This is a genomic window from Oxalobacter vibrioformis (assembly GCF_027118995.1).
Taxonomy (GTDB): domain Bacteria; phylum Pseudomonadota; class Gammaproteobacteria; order Burkholderiales; family Burkholderiaceae_D; genus Oxalobacter; species Oxalobacter vibrioformis.
Map to the genome: position 1 here is coordinate 788,464 of NZ_CP098242.1, position 18,636 is coordinate 807,099.

Here is an 18,636-nt window from a genome sequence, read left to right on the forward strand (position 1 = left end):
ATTATGCCATATTCAGCGATATTATATTTCCTGGAAACCGTTGATTAACGGATTTTTCGAGATGAAGGACACCGCACAACACAGCAATTCGTTCGCAAAGCCATTAAGTGAGGGCTCCCTTATATCTGCTGCCATCGGTAAGACAGTACAGCCGCCCCCAGTGCCAGCAGGGCAAAGCCCGACGCAAACAGGTAAACCGCTTCCGGCCCCAACGCCCCCCAGATCAGTGACAGGAAAAGCCCGCCGAGCGTGCCGCCAATCCCATAAGAGGCACTGATAAAGGCAGCCTGTCCCCGCGCCTGGAGCGGACCGGAAAACCAGCGCTGCATGGTGATGATGGATGCCGAATGATGTGCACCGAAAGTCGCGGCATGAAGCAGCTGGGCTACCAGCAGAATGATCAGTGATTCTGCCCCCACACCGATCAGGAGAAAACGCACAAAGGCGAGAAAGAGGCTCAGCAGCATCACCGGTTTGATGCCGAAACGGCTGAACAGGGGAGACTGGTAAATAAAAAAGAGGATTTCACCCGCCGCACCAAATGCCCACATCAGTCCGATCGTCACGCTACTGTACCCCAGCCGGGCCAGATACAGGGAATAAAAGGCATAAAGCCCGGAATGGGCTGCCAGCATGAAGCCCGCTGAAATCATGAAAGCCATCACCTCCCGCCGTCTGAGAACGGGCCAGATGGATGTCTTTTCCCGGCTCAGGGAAATGGCGGGGTTATCGTGAATCCGCATGCTGACAATAAAAACACAGGCTAAAATCATGGCGCCGATCCAGGGCATCCATTCAATCCCGTAGCGATCCAGGAAAAACCCGACAGCCGATGTCATCACGATATAGCCTACCGATCCCCACAGGCGCAACTGTCCGTACCGGGTGAGGTTTCCCCGCATTTCGGAGAGCATGATGGCGTCAGACAGGGGGCCTTGTGCACTGGTGAAAAGATTGATGGCAACCATGATCAGTGCAAACTGGAAAAAAGTGGCACCGAAAAAGAGGCCAAAAAAAGCCAGAAAGGCGGAAATGGCTGTGACCTGCAGTACCCGTGAGCGCTTCCGGGTAACATCCGCTGCCCACCCCCAGAGATTGGGCCCAATGATCCGCATGCCCTGCATGATGGACATCAGCACACCGATCTCAACGGCACCAATACCACGATAAGCAAGAAAAAGGCTTACGTACGGCGGAAACACGCCGACAAAGCTGTAATAACAGAAGAAAAAGAAACCGAAGCTGAACGCCTGTTCAGGCCAGGAACTGGATTTCACAAAAGAGATATCCGTTTGAGCGCACGGCTTTTAGCGGACAGAAATATCCGGTCCGGCTATTTTTGGCGTGGCGACCTGCACATCACCGCACTGTGCCCGGTTGAGCAACGCCGCATCCATCAAGACCAGCTTCAGCATGGCTTCGGCAACCGGCACCGCCCGGATACCGACACAGGGATCGTGCCTGCCGTGGGTTTCGATTGTGACAGGATTGCCTTGAATATCAATTGACTGGCGGGGAAGACGGATGGAAGGGGTGGGCTTGACCGCCAGGGATACGGTGATATCCTGCCCGGTTGAAATCCCGCCCAGGACACCGCCTGCCCGATTGGCCGTAAACCCGTCCGGGGTCAGCTCATCGCCATGCTCAGAGCCTCGCTGTGCAATCGCGTCGAAACCGGCACCGATCTCCACGCCCTTGACCGCATTAATCCCCATCATGGCAAAGGCGATCATGGCATCGAGCTTGCTGTAAAGCGGGTCGCCCAGCCCGACAGGCACCTGCTGTGCCACCATATCCACACGGGCGCCTATTGAGTCACCTTCCCGCCGAAGCGCATCCATTGCTGTTTCCATTTCTGCAAGCAACGAGACATCATCAGTAGGCGCAAAAAACGGATTGTCTCCTGCCAGTTCCCAGGAACGGAAAGGAATCGCGATATCGCCCAGCTGGCTCAGGCAGGCCCTCACTGTCGTGCCGTATTGTTCATGGAGCCATTTTCCGGCAACCGCACCCGCAGCCACCGCCATGGCGGTCAGCCGTGCAGACGAGCGTCCGCCACCCCGAGGGTCACGGATACCGTATTTCTGCCAGTAAGTGTAGTCGGCATGTCCCGGACGGAAAATCTCGCCCAGGTTGCCATAATCACTGCTGCGCTGATCCTCGTTTTCAATAAGGAGCGCTATGGGTGCGCCGGTTGTTTTTCCCTCGTAAATGCCGGAAAGAATCTTCACCGTATCAGATTCATTACGCTGCGTGACATGACGTGACGTGCCCGGCCTCCGGCGATCCAGCTCGGGCTGGATATCAGCCTCGGACAAGTACATGCCCGGCGGGCAACCATCGATGATGCAGCCGATCACTTTTCCGTGCGATTCGCCGAAAGTGGTAACGGTAAACAGCCTGCCAAATGTATTGCCGGACATGGGAAAAATCAAGGGTAAGATAACACGGTGATAATAACACCTTCACTCAGCGAGTGCGACAGGGCCCGGTAAATAACCGATTCACACCAGCTCATCAGGCCGCCGGGAAAAACACCCAGCAGCAGGACCGCCAGGCCGTTTAACACCAGCATCACCCGGACTTCGCCCGACATGACAATTTTTTCTGAATCAGACGGCGCGTCAAAATACATCAGCCGAACCACGTTCAGATAATAAAAAGCACCGATGACGGACAGCACAATGGCGATCACCGCCAGCCAGATTCGGCCGGCACCCACCACCGCCTCAAGAACAGACAGCTTGGCATAAAACCCTATCAGGGGAGGCAATCCTGTCATGGACAGCATGAAAAGCAGCATCATGAAAGCAAGCCAGGGGCTTCTCTTATTCAGCCCGCGCATATCATCAAGCAACTCAGCCTCAAAACCGGCCCGCGCCATGGCCAGCATGACGCCGAAAGCTCCCGAAAAAACCAGGACATAAGCCAGGGTATAAAACAAGGCGGCACTCCAGCCATCAATCGTGTGCTGTAGGACAGCGCCATCAAACACGCCGGAAAGCATGCCCAGCAGGGTGAAACCGCCATGCGCAATACCCGAATAAGCCAGCATCCGCTTGAGATTGGTCTGCCGCAGGGCGATGATATTGCCTATCGCCATGGACAAGACAGCCATCACGATCAGCATCTGCTGCCAACTGATGACCAGCGGCCACATCCCTTCGACAAGCACCCGGAAAAAGAGGGCAAAAGCGGTCAGCTTGGGCAAACCGCCAATGAGCAGGGTCACCGATGACGGTGCCCCTTCATACACATCGGGCACCCACATATGAAAGGGTGCCACCCCCAGCTTGAACGCCATGCCGGCAACAACAAAAACCACGCCGAAAACCAGAACGGTCTCATTGATCTCGCCGGATACACAGGCCTTCAGTATGTCGGCAAAATCCAGGGATCCTGTTGCACCATACAGCATGGAAATCCCGTACAGGAGAAAACCGGAGCCAAGCATGCCAAGAATAAAATACTTGATAGCTGCTTCTGAGACCCGCACATCGTTGCGGCGCATGGCAGTGAGCGCATAAAGCGGCAGTGACATCAGCTCGATGCCCAGATACAGGACCAGGAAATTGGCGCCGGAAATGACAATCATCTGGCCGAGCAGGGAAAAAAGGGCCAGGACGTAAAACTCGCCGCCGATGAATCCGCCGGTCATCCTTCTTTCATCAATATAACGGCGCGAATAAACCAGTGTGACAAACATGGCCAGGCAGGTACACAGCTTGAGCATGCGGGAAAGCGGATCAGAAACAAACATGCCGCTAAAGGTATATGTCACTTCCGATACCGGCAGCAGATGAAAACAGGGGAGCGCACAAAGAACAACCGCAGCAAGGGAAAGCCCCCAGGTCACGGCCCGCCTCTTTTGCGGGAGATACATATCCACGACAAGAATGCCCAATGCGCAAACAAGCAGGATAATTTCAGGATATGCCAACGCTAGATTCATGTCATTCATCTCATGCCACCTATCCTTTCAGGCTGTCGAGATCGTCGACATTGATGGAATTCAGGTTGCGGAAAAGCACAACCAGAATCGCCAGGCCGATTGCCGTTTCTGCCGCCGCCACGGTCAGGATGAAAAAGACAAAAATCTGGCCGGCAGCATCCCCCAGATAATGGGAAAAGGCAACGAAATTCATATTCACCGCCAAAAGCATCAATTCAACCGACATCAGCAGGATAAGCAGATTTCGGCGATTGACGAAAATACCGACGATTGAAATGGCAAAGAGGATGCCGCCCAGGATCAGGTAGTGGACAAGAGACAGCGTCATGCTTTTCCTCCCTCATCCGGCGGATTATTTTCCGCCTGGCGTCCATAATCGGTATCCGCCTCCATCTCAACCAGACGCAGCCGGTCGCTTTTCGTGACCTTGACCGCTTCTGCTGCCGATGTGTATTTCACATCACTGCGGCGGCGTAATGTCAGGGCAACCGCTGCCACCATGGCAACCACCAGAATCGCAGCCGCGATTTCAAAAGCGTACAGGTACTCGGTATAAAGCACCCGCCCCAGTTCGCGGGTCAGTCCGATCGTATCCGAGGCTTTGGGTACCGTTGGTTCTTCCACCCAGAAACCTTTCATCAGTACCATCGTTATTTCGAAAACGATAAGGATACCGACCGGGATGGCAACGGCAAGATTTCGCCGGAATCCTTCCCTGAGCGTGGCCAGATTGACATCCAGCAGCATCACGACAAAGAGGAAAAGCACCATGACCGCCCCGACATAAACCAGCATCAGCACCAGTGCGAGGAATTCCGCCTTCAAGAGAATCCAGATGGCAGCGGCCGAAAAAAACGAGAGCACCAGATAAAGCGCGGAATGCACCGGGTTGCGCGCCGTGATGACACGCAGCGCGGCCAGGACCAGTATGGCCGAAAACCCGTAAAACAATATCGTTTGAAATTCCATATTCAGATCAAACCTGTGTCTTTATCGATAAGGCGCATCCGCTTCCCTTGCGCTGGCGATATCGTCTTCATACCTGTCGCCTACTGCCAGCAGCTCTTCCTTCGTAAAATACAGCCCGCTTCTGCTGTGGCTCACATATTCAAACAGCTGTGTCTGCACAATCGCATCAACCGGGCATGCTTCTTCACAAAGGCCGCAGAAAATGCATTTGTTCTGGTCGATATCGTAACGCACTGTCCTTCGCGTTCCGTCTTCACGACTATCGGATTCAATCGTGATCGCCAGGGCAGGACAGACAGACTCACATAATTTGCAGGCAATGCAGCGCTCTTCACCATTCGGATAGCGCCTCAAGGCATGCATGCCGCGAAAGCGCGGGGAAAGCGGCGTCTTCTCTTCCGGATACTGGACCGTCACCTTGCGCGAAAACAGGTAGCGCGCTGTCACGGCAAGCCCTTTTGCCAGCTCGACAAGCAGGAAAGTGCTGAAAAATTTTCTGATCGCTTTCATCATGGCCCTGTTTTTTCCCCTCATCAGGCCCAGATATTGAAAGGCGAGTGCATCCAGCACGCCACCAGCACCAGATAACCCAGTGTAATGGGAAGAAACACTTTCCAGCCCAGCCGCATGGTATGGTCATAACGGTAGCGCGGGAACGTTCCCCTGACCCAGATAAAGGTGGAAACCACAACGAATGTCTTTGCCCCCAGCCAGATCCACCCCGGCACCCATGACAGCACAGCCCAGTCCACCGGCGGCAGCCATCCGCCAAGAAAGAGGATAGCTGCCATGGCGGAAAAAAGAATCATGTTGGCATATTCGGCCATGAAAAACAGGCCAAACCCGATGCCGGAATATTCAACCATATGCCCGCCGACAATTTCGGATTCCCCTTCAACCGCATCAAAAGGATGGCGTGCTGTCTCGGCAAGGCTGGAAATGATGAAAATCACGTACAGGGGTAAAAGCGGCAGCCAGTTCCACGAAAAAATACCCAAACCATGCCCGGCGAAAAAGCCCCTGTTCTGCGCCGCCACAATGTCTGAAAGATTTGTGCTGCCCGAAACCATCAGGACCGTCACCAGGACAAACCCCATCGGGATGCCGAAGGAAATCATCTGGGCTGCCGCACGCATGGCGCCTAAAAACGCGTATTTTGAATTTGATGCCCATCCCGCCACGATCACGCCATAAACGCCGATAGAGGTAATTGTCATGAAAAACAGGACACCGGCATTGAGGTCAGCCAGCACCATTTCCGGTCCAAAAGGAATCACGGCCCAGGCAGCAAGCGCGGGCGCCATGGCAAGCACCGGTGCCAGGTAAAAAAGCTTTTTGTCGGCTTTTTCCGGCACGATGATTTCTTTCAGAATCAGCTTGATACCATCGGCAACCGGCTGCAAAAGTCCGAATGGCCCGGTCCGGTCCGGTCCGATACGCACATGCATCCAGCCAATCATTTTCCGTTCCCAAAGGGTCAGATAGGCGATAAGACCCAGAATCGGCCCCAGCACAAAACCCAGCTTGACCATCGTCCAGACGGGAAACCAGAATTTCCCGAAAAACTGCTGGCCATGGGCATGGATCAGGGCGAGGATTTCAGTCATCATGACGGCCTCACCTGAAGCGGCCCGAACATCGGTCCCAGCATGGCAGTGGACACATGTCCCCCATAAACCCGTACCACATTATCCGGCAAGGTCTTGTCGGGCATGGCGTTTAACAGCACGTTGCCCTGCCCCTGGCGAACGGTGACAAAATCATTGGCCTTGATCCCGAATTTTTCGCATACTGCCAGGGGGAGATCAACCCGGTTGGTCATATCAGCCTGTGTCTTCTGCAAAGACGTTGCCCGGCGTGCAATCGGGTCGGAAAAACAGACAGACACATCCGTCAGCCGCTCCAGTTCCATCGGTTCAGTTGGTGTGTACACAGGCGGCACGCCTGAAAAATTATTCAGCCTGCCACTGATATCTCTACCGATTTCTTCCAGAAAGGCATCACGAACGTCTTCTGAACTGTCGTATTCAAACCCGTCCAGTTCCAGGAGATTGCCCAGGACGCGGAGTACCTTCCAGGCAGGACGTGCTTCGCCCAGGGGCCTGACGGCTCCCTGAAAGCTCTGCATGCGCCCCTCACAGTTCACATACGTGCCGGAAGTTTCAGTAAAAGGGGATATGGGCAACATGACATCCGCATAATCCGCACTATGCCGGTAAGGTGACATGACAACAATCATTTTCGCCTTGAAAAAATTCTTCCGGGTCAACAGGGGATCAACGACATCCAGTTCCGGTTCGGCGTGCAAAAGCAGGTAAGCCTGGTGGCATCTCTTGAGAATTTTTCCGGCATTGGCGTTAGCGGGACCATTGCTGTTGACCAAAGTGCCGCCGACCATGTTGGCGCCATCCATCAGATATCCCAATTTTGCCCCGGTATTTTTCGCCAGCCACTCGGCCATGGTATGCAGTTCTGACATCTTTGGATGCTGCGCCGCCACATTCCCCATGAAAATGGCGTGATTGCCCGCTTCAAGCAGTGTGTCCGCAATTCCCCTGGCCGCATCAGACGGCACAATATGTTCAAATCCTTCCGGTATCGGCATGCCTTTTATCGCTGCAACGGCAACCAGCACCTGGGCAAGCATGGCAGGCCATTGCGACGGTGCGGCAATCAGCTTGTGGGAAACCGGCATCAGCCAGTCATCATCCACCCCGTGCAGGCTGCTGATAACCGCCCCGCGCCCGGCAGCCCGGCGAAAACGGATCGCCATGACCGGCTGTTCCTTCCGGAGAAACGAGCCAATGATAAAAGCACTGTCCAGTCCATCAATATCGGTCACCGGCATACCCAGCCAGGGGGTCATCTTTCCATCGAGAGAGAAATCCATCCGGCGAAGGCGGCAATCCACATTTGAGGATCCGAGACCATTCATAAGTTTTTTCAGGAGCTGCATTTCTTCCAGCGTCGCCTGCGGTGATGCCAGTGCGGCAATGGCATCTGCTCCGTCGTCTGCGCGAATATCCTTCAGTCCGTGAACAATATAGTCCAGCGCCGTAGCCCAGTCGGTCTCAATCCACTGGTTATCCTGTTTGACCATGGGTCGTGTGAGCCTTTGATCGCTATAGAGCCCCTCATAGGAAAAACGGTCACGATCTGAAATCCAGCACTCGTTGATGGCTTCATTTTCTTCAGGCAAAATCCGCATGACCCGGTTATCCCGTGTCTGGACAATCAGATTGGAGCCGAGGCTGTCATGCGGGCTGATGGCATGGTGGCGCACCAATTCCCAGTTACGCGCCTTGAAGCGGAAAGGCTTTGACGTGATGGCGCCAACCGGGCAAAGGTCAATCATGTTGCCCGACAATTCAGACGTTATGATCCGGTCGACCGCCAGTGCAATTTCTGCATGGTCCGAACGGTTCAGCATACCCAGTTCCTGAATGCCGGCAATTTCCTCGCCAAAACGAATGCAGCGGGTGCAATGAATACAGCGGTTCATTTCCTGCATGGACACAAGCGGTCCGGCCTCTTTATAGAGAACGACGCGCTTTTCTTCCTGGTAGCGGGAAACCCCGGCACCATAGCCCACTGACAGGTCCTGAAGCCGGCACTCACCGGCCTGGTCGCAAATCGGACAATCCAGCGGATGATTAATCAGGAGGAATTCCATGACGGCTTTCTGCGCCTCTATCACCCGATGCGTATGGGTATGAACAACCATGCCGAGGGCAACCGGCGTGGCGCAGGAAGGCTGGGGGCGCGGCGAACCATCCACATCCACCATGCACATCCGGCAACTGGCCGTAATGGACAGCTTCTTGTGATAACAGAAATGCGGAATCTGCAGGCCCGCCTCAAGCGCTACCTCGAGCACATTGGCTCCGCGCTCGGCCTTCAGCCACTTTCCGTCAATTTCAATGTCAACCGGATCTTTCACAATTGCCCATTCAACCAAAAACCAGACATTGTCTGTAGGTAATATGATGCTCGAATTCCCCCCTGAAATGTTTCAGGAAAGACCTGACCGGCATGGCGGCAGCATCACCCAGTGCACAGATTGTCCGCCCCTGAATGTTGGCCGCAACAGAATCAAGCAGGTCCATGTCTTCAGGCCGGCCCTGTCCCTGCTCCATTCGCTGGATGATGCGGTACATCCAGCCGGTCCCTTCCCTGCATGGGGTGCACTGTCCGCAGGACTCATCGTAAAAGAAATACGCCAGCCTCAGCAATGCCGCTACCATGCAGCGCGTTTCATTCAGGACAATCACCCCACCGGAGCCCAGCATGGAACCGGCCTCAAGGAGGGAATCATAATCCATCGCCGTTTGCATCATGAGGGGACCCGGTACGACGGGAGAAGATGCCCCCCCCGGAATCACCGCCTTGATTTGTTTGCCATCACGCATGCCGCCCGCCATTTTCAGTAATTCTGAAAATGGCGTTCCCATCGGCACTTCATAATTTCCGGGCGAAACAACATCCCCGGAAACCGAAAAAATTTTCATGCCGCCATTGTTGGCCCTGCCCAGATCCGCATAGGCCTTTCCGCCCATTTTCAGGATAAAAGGCACATAGGCCAGGGTTTCCACATTGTTTACGGTCGTGGGCTGTCCATACAGGCCACGGGTTGCCGGGAAAGGCGGCCTGAAGCGGGGCTGCCCCCGCTTGCCTTCCATCGATTCCAGCAGCGCGGTTTCTTCCCCGCAGACATAGGCGCCAAAGCCATGAAAGGCATGCAGCTCAAAACTGAAAGCCGTTCCCAGCAGATTTTGCCCGACAAATCCGGCGGCCCGGGCTTCTTCAATCGCTTCCTCAAACCGTTCGTATTCCGCCCATATCTCGCCATGGATATAGTTGTATCCCACACTGGCCCCCATGGCATAAGCCGCTATCAGCATCCCCTCAATGATGGCATGCGGGTTATAGCGCAGGATATCCTTATCCTTGAATGACCCCGGCTCACTTTCATCCGCATTGCAGATGAGGTATTTCTGACCCGCATAATCGCGCGGCATGAACCCCCACTTCAAGCCGGTCGGAAAAGCCGCGCCCCCCCGTCCCCGAAGAGATGACGTCGTAATCTCGGCAATAATCGCTTCAGGTGGCACCCCTTCTGTGAGTATCCTCTCAAAAACGGCATACCCGCCACGGCCCGCATAATCTGCCAGCCGCCAGTTGCTGCCGTTCAATCCGGCAAGCAGCAGGGGCTGGATGTGGCGGCCATGCAGGCAGGTCATTTTTTCAACTCCTCCAGGAGGCGATCAATCTTGCCATTCGACATGCGCATATGCATGCGCTTGTTGTTAATCAGCAGGACAGGGCCATCCCCGCACGACCCCATACATTCCCCTTCAATCAGGGTAAACATGCCATCATGCGTGGTTTCACCAAAACCGATGCCCAGCCTGATCTGCAGGTGCTGGGCAGCCTGTATGCTGCCGGAAAATTCACAGGGCAGGTTGGTGCAGACCGTTATCTTGTATTTGCCCACGGGGCTGGTATCAAACATGCTGTAAAAACTGGCAATTTCCTCAATGGCAATGACCGGCACATCCAGATAGTCTGCAATTTCCTGCATGATTTCAGGTGAAAGCCAGCGGGTTTCGTCCTGTGCGATTGCCATGGCTGCTATCGCTGCCGACCGCTTCTTCCCGGCAGGGAATTTTGCAATTTCCCGCTCGATTTTTTCGTAAGCCGCATCACTGAGTTTCATTTTTCTTCTCCACCTTAACGGTCAATTTCCCCGAAAACGATATCAATATTGCCGATAACCGATACCGCATCGGCAATCAGGTGCCCCTTGATAAGATTGCCCAGATTCTGCAGGTGGACAAATCCCGGCGAACGGATTTTCATGCGATAGGGCTTGTTTGCCCCGTCAGACACCACATAAATGCCAAACTCCCCCTTGGGGGCCTCCACCGCAGCATAAACTTCACCTGGCGGCACGTGAAATCCTTCCGAAAACAGCTTGAAATGATGGATCATTTCTTCCATGCCGGTTTTCATTTCCTCCCGTTTTGGCGGCGCCACCTTCCGGTCAGATGTCATGACCGGTCCGGGATTGTTGCGAAGCCAGTCAATACACTGCCGGATAATCCGGTTGGACTGGCGCATCTCTTCCACACGAACCAGGTAGCGGTCATAGCAATCCCCGTTGGTCCCGACCGGTATGGCAAAATCCATCCGGTCATACACTTCATAAGGCTGCTTTTTCCGGAGATCCCACTCCACACCGGAGCCCCGCAGCATCGGGCCGGTAAAACCGGCAGCCATCGCCTCTTCGGGCGAAATCACACCCACCCCGACCAGGCGCTGTTTCCAGATACGATTGTCTGTCAGCAGCGTTTCATATTCATCCACATATCCGGGGAAACGGTTGGTGAAATCCTCAATGAAATCCAGCAGCGATCCCTGCCGGTTGGCATTTAATGCCCTGAGCCGTTTTTCCTTGTTCAGGTGCGTCTGCTGATATTGGGGCATGGTATCGGGCAGATCGCGATTCACACCGCCCGGGCGGTAATAGGTTGCATGCATGCGGGCACCACTGGCTGCCTCATAGCAATCAAACAGGTCTTCCCTTTCCCGGTAGGTATACAGAAAAACCGCCATGGCACCCACATCCAGTGCCTGCGCCCCAAGAAAAAGCAGGTGATTAAGCAGACGGGTAATCTCGTCAAACATGACGCGGATATACTGTGCACGAATCGGCACTTCAACGCCCAGAAGCTTCTCCACCGCCAGGACATAGGCATGTTCATTAGCCATCATGGAAACATAATCCAGCCGATCCATGTAGGGCAAAACCTGCAGCCAGGTTTTCTGCTCCGCCAGTTTTTCGGTTCCGCGATGAAGCATGCCGATATGCGGATCGGCATGCTGGATAACCTCACCATCCAGCTCAAGAATCAGCCGCAATACCCCGTGGGCCGCGGGATGCTGCGGGCCAAAATTAACCGTGTAATTCCTGATTTCAACCATTATCGTCTGCCGTAATCATCTTCCCGGATCACACGGGGGGTAATTTCACGCTGTTCAATTGTCACCGGCTGGTAAACAACCTTGCGTTTTTCTTCGTCATAGCGCATTTCAACGAAGCCATGAACCGGAAAATCCTTTCTCAACGGATGCCCGACAAAACCATAATCGGTCAGAATCCGCCGCAGATCGGGATGTCCCTCAAACAGGATGCCAAACAGGTCAAATGCCTCGCGTTCAAACCAGTTGGCTGCCGGCCAGATACCGGTCACTGTCGACACCAGTGGCATATTTTCATCCGGGACAAACACGCGCACACGCAAGCGCCGATTATGCGCCAGGGAAAGCAGGTGGACCACAACCGCATAGCGCGGCCCCTCATATGCGCCATTGCCATATTCCGCATAGTCCATGCCACACAGGTCAATCAGCTCTTCAAATGACAGCGCAGGCGTCTCTTTGAGCATCTGCATAACATCACGGTAATCGGCAACATCAACAACCAGGGTAACCTCTCCCAGCAGGCAGGTACACGAACGGATACGGTCGCCAAGATGTTCCCGCAGCGTTTCCTGTAACTGTTTGAGTCTTTTGGTCATGTGCTTTGCCTGATCCTATCGTGCAATGGTATTCGTACGCTTGATCTTGTTTTTCAACTGGATGAAGGCATACAGGAGCGCCTCGGCTGTCGGGGGACAACCCGGCACATAAACATCCACAGGAACGATCCGGTCGCAGCCGCGCACAACGGAATAAGAGTAATGATAATAACCACCGCCATTGGCGCATGACCCCATCGAAATCACCCAGCGCGGCTCAGCCATCTGGTCATAAACCCTTCTCAGGGCCGGCGCCATCTTGTTGCACAGCGTTCCGGCCACGATCATCACATCGGATTGCCGGGGCGTCGGCCGGTAAAACGTGCCATACCGGTCCAGGTCATAGCGTGAGGCACTGGCATGCATCATTTCAATCGCACAGCAGGCCAGGCCAAAAGATACCGGCCACAGCGAGCTGGTTCGCCCCCAGTTGATCACCGTATCAAGTGAGGTCGTTATGAATCCTTCATTGAACAAACCATCCAGCGCCATATCACTCCCAGTCAAGCGCCCCTCTTTTCCATATGTACCAGAGCCCGATGGCCAACTCGGCAATAAAAACCAGCATGGCAATCAGGCCTGCCAGACCGACATCGCGCATGGCGGCAGCCCATGGAAAAAGAAACGCTGTTTCCAGATCAAACAGAATAAAAAGAATTGCAATCAGATAGTAACGCACATCAAACTTGACTCGCGCGTCATCAAAAGCAGGGAATCCGCACTCGTATTGTGCATTTTTTTCCATATCGGGATGATGAGGGCCAAGCAGTCGCCCCATCAGCAGGGAAAATCCTCCGAAAGCCACGCCAACCAGCATGAACAGAAGGACGGGGAAATAAGTTTCAGTGATCACGTAAGCCGCCCCTGCCTGAAGGCCTTGATGTCGAAAGAACAATGAAAAAAAGCATCGGATCTGCCTTGCTCAAACAGGCATCGGGCCTGTTCAGGAAGCAGCCGGAAGATGCGCAACGGCCTGAAAAAAGTGAAAAACCATCAACATTCATACTAAGGTTATATGATACACGTGAATGGCTTTTCCCAAAAGATCAAAATCACCCCGTACCACTGATGTAACGGTAAAATATTTGATACGAAAAGCGCTGTCATCCGCATTGACCGAATGGATAGAGACCCTCATGAAAATCTGTGCCCGCCTCTTCTGTTTCTCGATTCTGCCTTTTCTGGCAGCACTGCCTGTTTTCGCAATAGCCCAAAGCGATGTCACCTCATACGACCAGTGGCAGGCGCAGGTCATATCCACCCAGGAACTGAAAAAGGCGGAAAAACGGCTTCAAACTGCCTATCAGGCAGCAAAAAAAGCACTGGGTGAAAAAACCACTGAAGCCGGACTGCTGTCCCGTGAGCAGCAGGCATGGGACAAGGCAAGCCGTGCCCAGGCGCTTATAAAAGGTGCGCCGGGGTCTCCGGCATTTAACCGGGAATTGATCTCCCAGGCTAAAGAGCGTGTCCGCCTGCTGGATGCCATTACCAAAAAAGGGCGGGTTCTTTCCTATCATCAGTACCAGCTCACCCCCGGGCATGCCATGACTGGCTTCATGCGGGTATGGCACTATGAAGACGGTCACACGCATATCATTATCCTCACCCGGCATGATGAAAACCCTGTCCAGTGCGAAATCAATACGGAATCCGCCAGGCATGAAAACGGAACCGTCACCTTCCATACCACAGGAACCCACCCGGTTGCCGGCACCATTATCCCTTACGACCAGGGATACCGCGCACGGGTGGAAATCAGTGAGGGCACACAATACTGTCCCCAGGGAACAGACATCACGGGACTTTACGTCCGGGCCGATATGCCCGTCCCTGCCGGGGATGCCACCTTTGAAAACGTGGCTTCCTGCGAATTGGGTGAAGACCACTCACAGACCCTGCGCGTTTTGCGAAGCCAACCGGTGGGTGATTCCCATATCTATTACATTGAAAGTAAAAAAGGGCTGCGGCCCTTAAGCCTCTTTGCCGGAGAGAGTATTGTCAAGCCTTATGAAGCGCTTGAACATTCCCGTGGCAGCCAGGTAAGAATCAGCTGTGCCGGCGAAAAGGAAAAGGTGCTGCTGATCAGCGGTGAATTCTGGTCCAATTTCATCAATATTTTTACCTTCCGGTACAACACGGCCCATCGGGAATGGCAAATTCTGTATACTGCCCAGCGCGGCGAACCATCGCTCATTTACCTCAATAATGACGAGATGCGCCTCATCATTCCCAACCCGGATGCCACGGCACCGGGGAATTACACTGTTCGCAGCCATGTTATCGGCAAAGGCTACAGCCGTTATGATGACAAGGGAAATTTGATGGATTCGGACAGCCTGCCTGACCCGGTGGGCTTTACGGTAATCCCGATCAGAAATAACCTGTCCTTCTGAACCGGAAAAAGCAAAAGATCATGCCCCTGACACCACGCAGCCTGCTCGAGGAATATCAGACAACAGCTGAGGATGCCTTGTCCCGTGAAGAAACACTCATCAGCATCCGATTGTCCGGTATGAGCGCCATGATTGACGCGGAAAACGGGTTGTGGATCAACGAAATGTGCATGGGGGAATACGACAGCATCTATGCGCAAAACCGGATCAGGGAACTGTCAAAAAAAGAATGAAAGCGACGCGCAAATAAAAAAGCGGATCCATTGATCCGCTTTTGGTTTTACCAGCAACCGGCGTTACTTGTTGTGGCCATAAATACCACCCGCAACACCACCCAATGCGCCACCAATCAGGGCGCCTGTTCCGGCGTGTCCCCCTGTCAGCGCGCCAATACCGGCACCCGCAGCAGCACCAACTGCTGCGCCGGACAGTGCTCCCTGCTGCCCACTGCTCATATTCGTACAGCCAACCAGCGCAGCAAAGCAGGCCACCAGTGTCATTGTTGTCATTTTTTTCATATCAGTTTCCTCCCCTGGCGGCAGGCTTAATATTTTTCAACGGCCTTTTCTCTGCCTTGTAATTCAGGCTGTTCAGTTTGGCCTTACTGACCTTTTCCTTAACCTGCGGCTGTGCATAGGCATACCAGAGGTACTCTACCAGTGAAAGCTGGAGATTATCAGGGTTGGCGGCAACATAAGCCTCAATATTGTCGTAAATGTTTTTCAGGGTAACGCCATCGAATCCCCTGACCCAGGTATTGACAAGGCTGTCCTCCAGTTTCAGCGGTTTTTTCCCCTGCCACTGTTTTTCCATTTCAATCGCAGAGGTAAACCCGATCAGAAAACCGTAACGCGCTTCAGTTGCCCCTTCTTTCCAGTGCTGAAGCGTCATCACGGGAAAATCGAGCGCATCCTTCTGTGTTACCGCAGCTTTGGCCTCAGCTTTTACTGCAGTCTCCTGGGCCAGTGCCATCGGTGACGAAAACAGTAATGCCAAGGCAAGAGGCAAACCGCACAGACAACCTGCCATTGTCTTTATTCTCATAGTCCCTCCCTAAAATATTGTCGGATCATTCAAGAGATGATTATCCATAATAAAAACCCCGTACCCGGGACCATGCAGCAGACTGATCCCTGAATTGATTTTAATACAACAAACAGAAAATAAAACATTTCAAATGATATAGTTACCAACTTCAGGCAACAGACGAATCAATTGAGCCGTGCAATCATGAAATGATAAGAATTGGAGAAACGGGATACATGGATAAAAGTGCCAACGCCCATACGATAACAAGATGACGCTGTTTTTTCATCCTGAGATTTCGCTTCATTACTGTTTCACTCCTTGTCTAACCTGCAGTTGGCATAATTGCCTGAACTATAACAGTAAAGGCAGTACTTTATCTTTCCAGTGAAACGTGAAAATGAGAAAAATCATATCTTTTTATCTCAGGGAGAGTGCCGTTCAAAGGGGCGGTCGGCAGGATAACATACAGGCATCAATCACAAAGCCGTGCCTTTGGCCGGAACAGAAAAACGAGAGGTATCAACCCCCTCCAGTTCAAGCAGCCTGATTTTTTTGCTGATGCCCCCCGCATATCCGGTCAGACTTCCATTACTTCCGACTACCCGGTGACAAGGAATGATAATAGAGATGGGATTGTGTCCCACTGCACCGCCAACCGCCTGGCTGGACATGCTTTTTTTGTTCATGCGGGATGCCATTTTCCTGGCAATTTCCCCGTAAGTCATATACTCCCCGTAGGGAATATCACACAGGATATCCCACACAGCCTTGCGAAACCTTCCGCCATGTGGCGCCAGAGGCAAACCGGAAACGGGCGGCTTTTCACCGGCAAAATACGCATCAAGCCATTTCCTTGCACGAGAAAATACCGGCAAATCCGGTTTTTCTGCCACATTATCATCAAGAGAAGCCCCAAAGTATTTCTGTCCCTTGATCCACAAGCCGACCAGATGAGCGCCATCACTTGCCAGCGTAATCCTGCCAAGAGGGGATGAACAGGTTGTCAGATAAAACATGACTGTCTCCTTTTTATAATGTATTCCACAAATTGATCGTCGCGTAACTGCGCCAGGGACGCCATGATTCGGCCAACACCAGAATCTCGGCCGACACATGGGAAGACAGCGCCTTTTTGACACCATAATCCGTATGCGGAAAAGCATCCGGCCACCCGATCGCCCGCATAGCGATATATTGCGCCGTCCATGCCCCTATACCGGGTATCATCATCAGCTTTTCCAGCTCGGCTTGCGGTTCAGCGCAAAACCTCAAATCAATCTCGCCTTCTGCCAGTGTTTTTGCGAGCCCAAGGATCGTGTTTGCCCTGGCGCGGGTAATCCCCAGCAAACCGAGATGATCCGCTATCTGTCCCTGTAGCGACAGGAGGGTCTCCGGCGAAGGAAAAACATGTGTGAGGCCCTTTATTCCGGTATCGACAGCTGTCCCATAAACCTGTGCAAGCCTCGTTGCCAGTGTCCCAGCTGCTTTCACGGTAATCTGCTGTCCCAACACGGCACGCACCGTCATTTCAAAGGTATCGAAACAGCCCGGTAAACGAATACCCGGTACACAAAGGCCGGGGCGGATACTGTTCATTACCGCAAGGGTTTCGACTATCGCATCCGGATCGCAGCATAAGTCAAACAAATGACGAACCCGATCCAGAACCTGGGACAACACCGGCAACAGCGTTGCACTCACGGTAACGGCCAGGGCATTTTTTTGGGGACGATGCCCGACTTTTATCCAGCCATACACAGGCTGTCCGTCTCCCGCGTCAAGCCGGACCGTGCGGAAATATTCATCATCAACGACTTTCTCTACACCGGCAATGACACGCCCGGCAAGAAAATCCAGTATCTGTTTCCACTGGTACGGCGGACGATAGCCCAATGTCAGTGTGACATGGGTATCATGACTGCTGTTGCCGGTGACCTGTTTCCGCATTGCCGTCGGAGCAAGGCCGTACTGCTTTTTAAAAAGCGCATTGAAGCGCCGCAAACTGCCGAATCCTGCCGCCATAGCCACACTGATTACCGGTAGATTCGTGTCCGTCAACAGGCTTTTAGCCAGAAGCAACCGGCACGTTTGCAGATATTGCACAGGAGAAACGCTGTACTCTGCTGCAAACGCCCTGCGCAAATGGCGGCTTGAGCAGCCAAGCCGATCAGCCAGTTTTTCAATACCTTGCTCACTTCCGTAATCCGCTTCCAGCAGTCCTGCCGCCCTGCGTGCCAGGGAAGAAACCGCATCAACAGGTGCATTTCCGGGGGCGAGTTCAGGACGGCACAAGAGGCACGGGCGATAGCCTGCCTGCTCAGCTGCTGAAGCCGAGACATAAAAAGTACAATTTTCCGCTTTTGGCAGCCTTGCACGGCATACCGGCCGGCAATAAATTCCCGTGGAAGACACGCCGATAAAGAAACGGCCGTCAAAGCGGGTATCCTTTGCCTTGAATGCCGCATACCATACTTTTTCTTCACCTTTTAACATACCCCTCCTCTTTAAAGGAAAGTATCCGCTTCTTTCCGGGGAAATACTCGCCATTTTCGGACATGCTCATGATTTTGTCATGATAAATCGACCAGAGTTTAGTAGACAGATTATTGCCTCATAATATTCTTGCGAAAGAAGAGCTTATGAGCAATATGAAATATAGAGAAGAGTTCAATCTTGAGGCAATTCGTCAGATCATAAAGCAAAATCATCCTGT

General features: G+C 53.2%; 21 protein-coding genes. 3 read left to right on the top strand and 18 right to left on the bottom strand.

The window, feature by feature from the left end:
* Window positions 1–119: 119 nt before the first annotated feature.
* Genes NB640_RS03945 through ndhC form a run of 14 tightly spaced genes read right to left on the bottom strand, consistent with a single transcriptional unit; the run spans window position 120 to window position 13,318 of the window.
* Window positions 120–1,277: an MFS transporter gene (locus tag NB640_RS03945; RefSeq protein ID WP_269309872.1), complete on the bottom strand. Its 1,158-nt coding sequence runs from the start codon at window positions 1,275–1,277 to the stop codon at window positions 120–122.
* A gap of 30 nt (window positions 1,278–1,307) precedes the next feature.
* Window positions 1,308–2,423 (bottom strand): chorismate synthase, encoded by a 1,116-nt coding sequence (gene aroC, locus NB640_RS03950; RefSeq protein ID WP_269309873.1) that lies wholly within the window; start codon window positions 2,421–2,423, stop codon window positions 1,308–1,310.
* Between the two features lie 8 nt (window positions 2,424–2,431).
* Window positions 2,432–3,961, bottom strand: a complete 1,530-nt coding sequence (nuoN, locus tag NB640_RS03955; RefSeq protein WP_269309874.1) for an NADH-quinone oxidoreductase subunit NuoN — start codon at window positions 3,959–3,961, stop codon at window positions 2,432–2,434.
* 10 nt (window positions 3,962–3,971) lie between these two features.
* Window positions 3,972–4,280, bottom strand: a complete 309-nt coding sequence (nuoK, locus tag NB640_RS03960) for an NADH-quinone oxidoreductase subunit NuoK (protein WP_269309875.1) — start codon at window positions 4,278–4,280, stop codon at window positions 3,972–3,974.
* Window positions 4,277–4,921 (bottom strand): NADH-quinone oxidoreductase subunit J, encoded by a 645-nt coding sequence (locus NB640_RS03965; protein ID WP_269309876.1) that lies wholly within the window; start codon window positions 4,919–4,921, stop codon window positions 4,277–4,279. Before NB640_RS03965 ends, nuoK begins: the two co-directional genes overlap by 4 nt.
* A 21-nt stretch (window positions 4,922–4,942) precedes the next feature.
* A complete protein-coding gene (gene nuoI / locus NB640_RS03970; RefSeq protein WP_269309877.1) occupies window positions 4,943–5,434 on the bottom strand; it encodes an NADH-quinone oxidoreductase subunit NuoI in 492 nt (163 codons plus the stop codon).
* Window positions 5,435–5,454: 20 nt separating this feature from the next.
* Window positions 5,455–6,528: an NADH-quinone oxidoreductase subunit NuoH gene (nuoH, locus tag NB640_RS03975; RefSeq protein WP_269310387.1), complete on the bottom strand. Its 1,074-nt coding sequence runs from the start codon at window positions 6,526–6,528 to the stop codon at window positions 5,455–5,457.
* The gene (gene nuoG / locus NB640_RS03980; protein WP_269309878.1) at window positions 6,528–8,861 is read right to left on the bottom strand and encodes an NADH-quinone oxidoreductase subunit NuoG; all 2,334 of its coding nucleotides are present in this window, start codon (window positions 8,859–8,861) and stop codon (window positions 6,528–6,530) included. The genes nuoH and nuoG overlap by 1 nt, the downstream gene beginning before the upstream one ends.
* A gap of 10 nt (window positions 8,862–8,871) precedes the next feature.
* On the bottom strand, window positions 8,872–10,161 hold the full coding sequence (nuoF, locus tag NB640_RS03985) for an NADH-quinone oxidoreductase subunit NuoF (RefSeq protein ID WP_269309879.1): 1,290 nt from the start codon (window positions 10,159–10,161) through the stop codon (window positions 8,872–8,874).
* Entirely contained in the window at window positions 10,158–10,637 is a 480-nt protein-coding gene (gene nuoE / locus NB640_RS03990; RefSeq protein ID WP_269309880.1) for an NADH-quinone oxidoreductase subunit NuoE, read from the bottom strand. The genes nuoF and nuoE overlap by 4 nt, the downstream gene beginning before the upstream one ends.
* A gap of 14 nt (window positions 10,638–10,651) precedes the next feature.
* Window positions 10,652–11,905, bottom strand: a complete 1,254-nt coding sequence (locus NB640_RS03995) for an NADH-quinone oxidoreductase subunit D (protein WP_269309881.1) — start codon at window positions 11,903–11,905, stop codon at window positions 10,652–10,654.
* On the bottom strand, window positions 11,905–12,501 hold the full coding sequence (locus NB640_RS04000) for an NADH-quinone oxidoreductase subunit C (protein WP_269309882.1): 597 nt from the start codon (window positions 12,499–12,501) through the stop codon (window positions 11,905–11,907). The genes NB640_RS03995 and NB640_RS04000 overlap by 1 nt, the downstream gene beginning before the upstream one ends.
* 15 nt (window positions 12,502–12,516) lie before the next feature.
* Window positions 12,517–12,993: a NuoB/complex I 20 kDa subunit family protein gene (locus NB640_RS04005; RefSeq protein WP_269310388.1), complete on the bottom strand. Its 477-nt coding sequence runs from the start codon at window positions 12,991–12,993 to the stop codon at window positions 12,517–12,519.
* 1 nt (window position 12,994) lies between these two features.
* Window positions 12,995–13,318, bottom strand: a complete 324-nt coding sequence (gene ndhC / locus NB640_RS04010) for an NADH-quinone oxidoreductase subunit A (protein WP_269310389.1) — start codon at window positions 13,316–13,318, stop codon at window positions 12,995–12,997.
* 77 nt (window positions 13,319–13,395) lie between these two features.
* On the opposite strand from ndhC, the gene NB640_RS04015 reads away from it, so the two are divergent.
* Genes NB640_RS04015 through NB640_RS04025 form a run of 3 tightly spaced genes read left to right on the top strand, consistent with a single transcriptional unit; the run spans window position 13,396 to window position 15,127 of the window.
* Complete coding sequence (locus NB640_RS04015) at window positions 13,396–13,575, top strand: hypothetical protein (RefSeq protein ID WP_269309883.1); 180 nt, start codon at window positions 13,396–13,398, stop codon at window positions 13,573–13,575.
* An 11-nt stretch (window positions 13,576–13,586) separates the two neighbouring features.
* Complete coding sequence (locus NB640_RS04020; RefSeq protein WP_269309884.1) at window positions 13,587–14,894, top strand: lysozyme inhibitor LprI family protein; 1,308 nt, start codon at window positions 13,587–13,589, stop codon at window positions 14,892–14,894.
* A 20-nt stretch (window positions 14,895–14,914) separates the two neighbouring features.
* Window positions 14,915–15,127, top strand: a complete 213-nt coding sequence (locus NB640_RS04025) for a hypothetical protein (protein ID WP_269309885.1) — start codon at window positions 14,915–14,917, stop codon at window positions 15,125–15,127.
* 63 nt (window positions 15,128–15,190) lie between these two features.
* Here the strand turns inward: NB640_RS04025 and NB640_RS04030 are convergent, their stop codons facing one another.
* The 4 genes from NB640_RS04030 to NB640_RS04045 form a co-directional block, all read right to left on the bottom strand.
* Complete coding sequence (locus NB640_RS04030) at window positions 15,191–15,412, bottom strand: YMGG-like glycine zipper-containing protein (protein WP_269309887.1); 222 nt, start codon at window positions 15,410–15,412, stop codon at window positions 15,191–15,193.
* 1 nt (window position 15,413) lies between these two features.
* Window positions 15,414–15,938: a hypothetical protein gene (locus tag NB640_RS04035; RefSeq protein WP_269309888.1), complete on the bottom strand. Its 525-nt coding sequence runs from the start codon at window positions 15,936–15,938 to the stop codon at window positions 15,414–15,416.
* Between the two features lie 461 nt (window positions 15,939–16,399).
* Window positions 16,400–16,939 (bottom strand): methylated-DNA--[protein]-cysteine S-methyltransferase, encoded by a 540-nt coding sequence (locus NB640_RS04040; RefSeq protein WP_269309889.1) that lies wholly within the window; start codon window positions 16,937–16,939, stop codon window positions 16,400–16,402.
* A gap of 13 nt (window positions 16,940–16,952) precedes the next feature.
* Entirely contained in the window at window positions 16,953–18,416 is a 1,464-nt protein-coding gene (locus NB640_RS04045) for an AlkA N-terminal domain-containing protein (protein WP_269309890.1), read from the bottom strand.
* Window positions 18,417–18,636: the final 220 nt, after the last annotated feature.

What these genes read in the sequence shown, in the direction of transcription:
- aroC (WP_269309873.1), bottom strand. Translation starts at nt 2,423, where the DNA reads ATGTCCGGCAATACATTTGGCAGGCTGTTTACCGTTACCACTTTCGGC.
- nuoN (WP_269309874.1), bottom strand. Translation starts at nt 3,961, where the DNA reads ATGAATGACATGAATCTAGCGTTGGCATATCCTGAAATTATCCTGCTT.
- nuoK (WP_269309875.1), bottom strand. Translation starts at nt 4,280, where the DNA reads ATGACGCTGTCTCTTGTCCACTACCTGATCCTGGGCGGCATCCTCTTT.
- NB640_RS03965 (WP_269309876.1), bottom strand. Translation starts at nt 4,921, where the DNA reads ATGGAATTTCAAACGATATTGTTTTACGGGTTTTCGGCCATACTGGTC.
- nuoI (WP_269309877.1), bottom strand. Translation starts at nt 5,434, where the DNA reads ATGATGAAAGCGATCAGAAAATTTTTCAGCACTTTCCTGCTTGTCGAG.
- nuoH (WP_269310387.1), bottom strand. Translation starts at nt 6,528, where the DNA reads ATGACTGAAATCCTCGCCCTGATCCATGCCCATGGCCAGCAGTTTTTC.
- nuoF (WP_269309879.1), bottom strand. Translation starts at nt 10,161, where the DNA reads ATGACCTGCCTGCATGGCCGCCACATCCAGCCCCTGCTGCTTGCCGGA.
- nuoE (WP_269309880.1), bottom strand. Translation starts at nt 10,637, where the DNA reads ATGAAACTCAGTGATGCGGCTTACGAAAAAATCGAGCGGGAAATTGCA.
- NB640_RS03995 (WP_269309881.1), bottom strand. Translation starts at nt 11,905, where the DNA reads ATGGTTGAAATCAGGAATTACACGGTTAATTTTGGCCCGCAGCATCCC.
- NB640_RS04000 (WP_269309882.1), bottom strand. Translation starts at nt 12,501, where the DNA reads ATGACCAAAAGACTCAAACAGTTACAGGAAACGCTGCGGGAACATCTT.
- NB640_RS04005 (WP_269310388.1), bottom strand. Translation starts at nt 12,993, where the DNA reads ATGGCGCTGGATGGTTTGTTCAATGAAGGATTCATAACGACCTCACTT.
- ndhC (WP_269310389.1), bottom strand. Translation starts at nt 13,318, where the DNA reads ATGCTGGTTGGCGTGGCTTTCGGAGGATTTTCCCTGCTGATGGGGCGA.
- NB640_RS04015 (WP_269309883.1), top strand. Translation starts at nt 13,396, where the DNA reads ATGAAAAAAAGCATCGGATCTGCCTTGCTCAAACAGGCATCGGGCCTG.
- NB640_RS04025 (WP_269309885.1), top strand. Translation starts at nt 14,915, where the DNA reads ATGCCCCTGACACCACGCAGCCTGCTCGAGGAATATCAGACAACAGCT.
- NB640_RS04030 (WP_269309887.1), bottom strand. Translation starts at nt 15,412, where the DNA reads ATGAAAAAAATGACAACAATGACACTGGTGGCCTGCTTTGCTGCGCTG.
- NB640_RS04035 (WP_269309888.1), bottom strand. Translation starts at nt 15,938, where the DNA reads ATGAGAATAAAGACAATGGCAGGTTGTCTGTGCGGTTTGCCTCTTGCC.
- NB640_RS04040 (WP_269309889.1), bottom strand. Translation starts at nt 16,939, where the DNA reads ATGTTTTATCTGACAACCTGTTCATCCCCTCTTGGCAGGATTACGCTG.
- NB640_RS04045 (WP_269309890.1), bottom strand. Translation starts at nt 18,416, where the DNA reads ATGTTAAAAGGTGAAGAAAAAGTATGGTATGCGGCATTCAAGGCAAAG.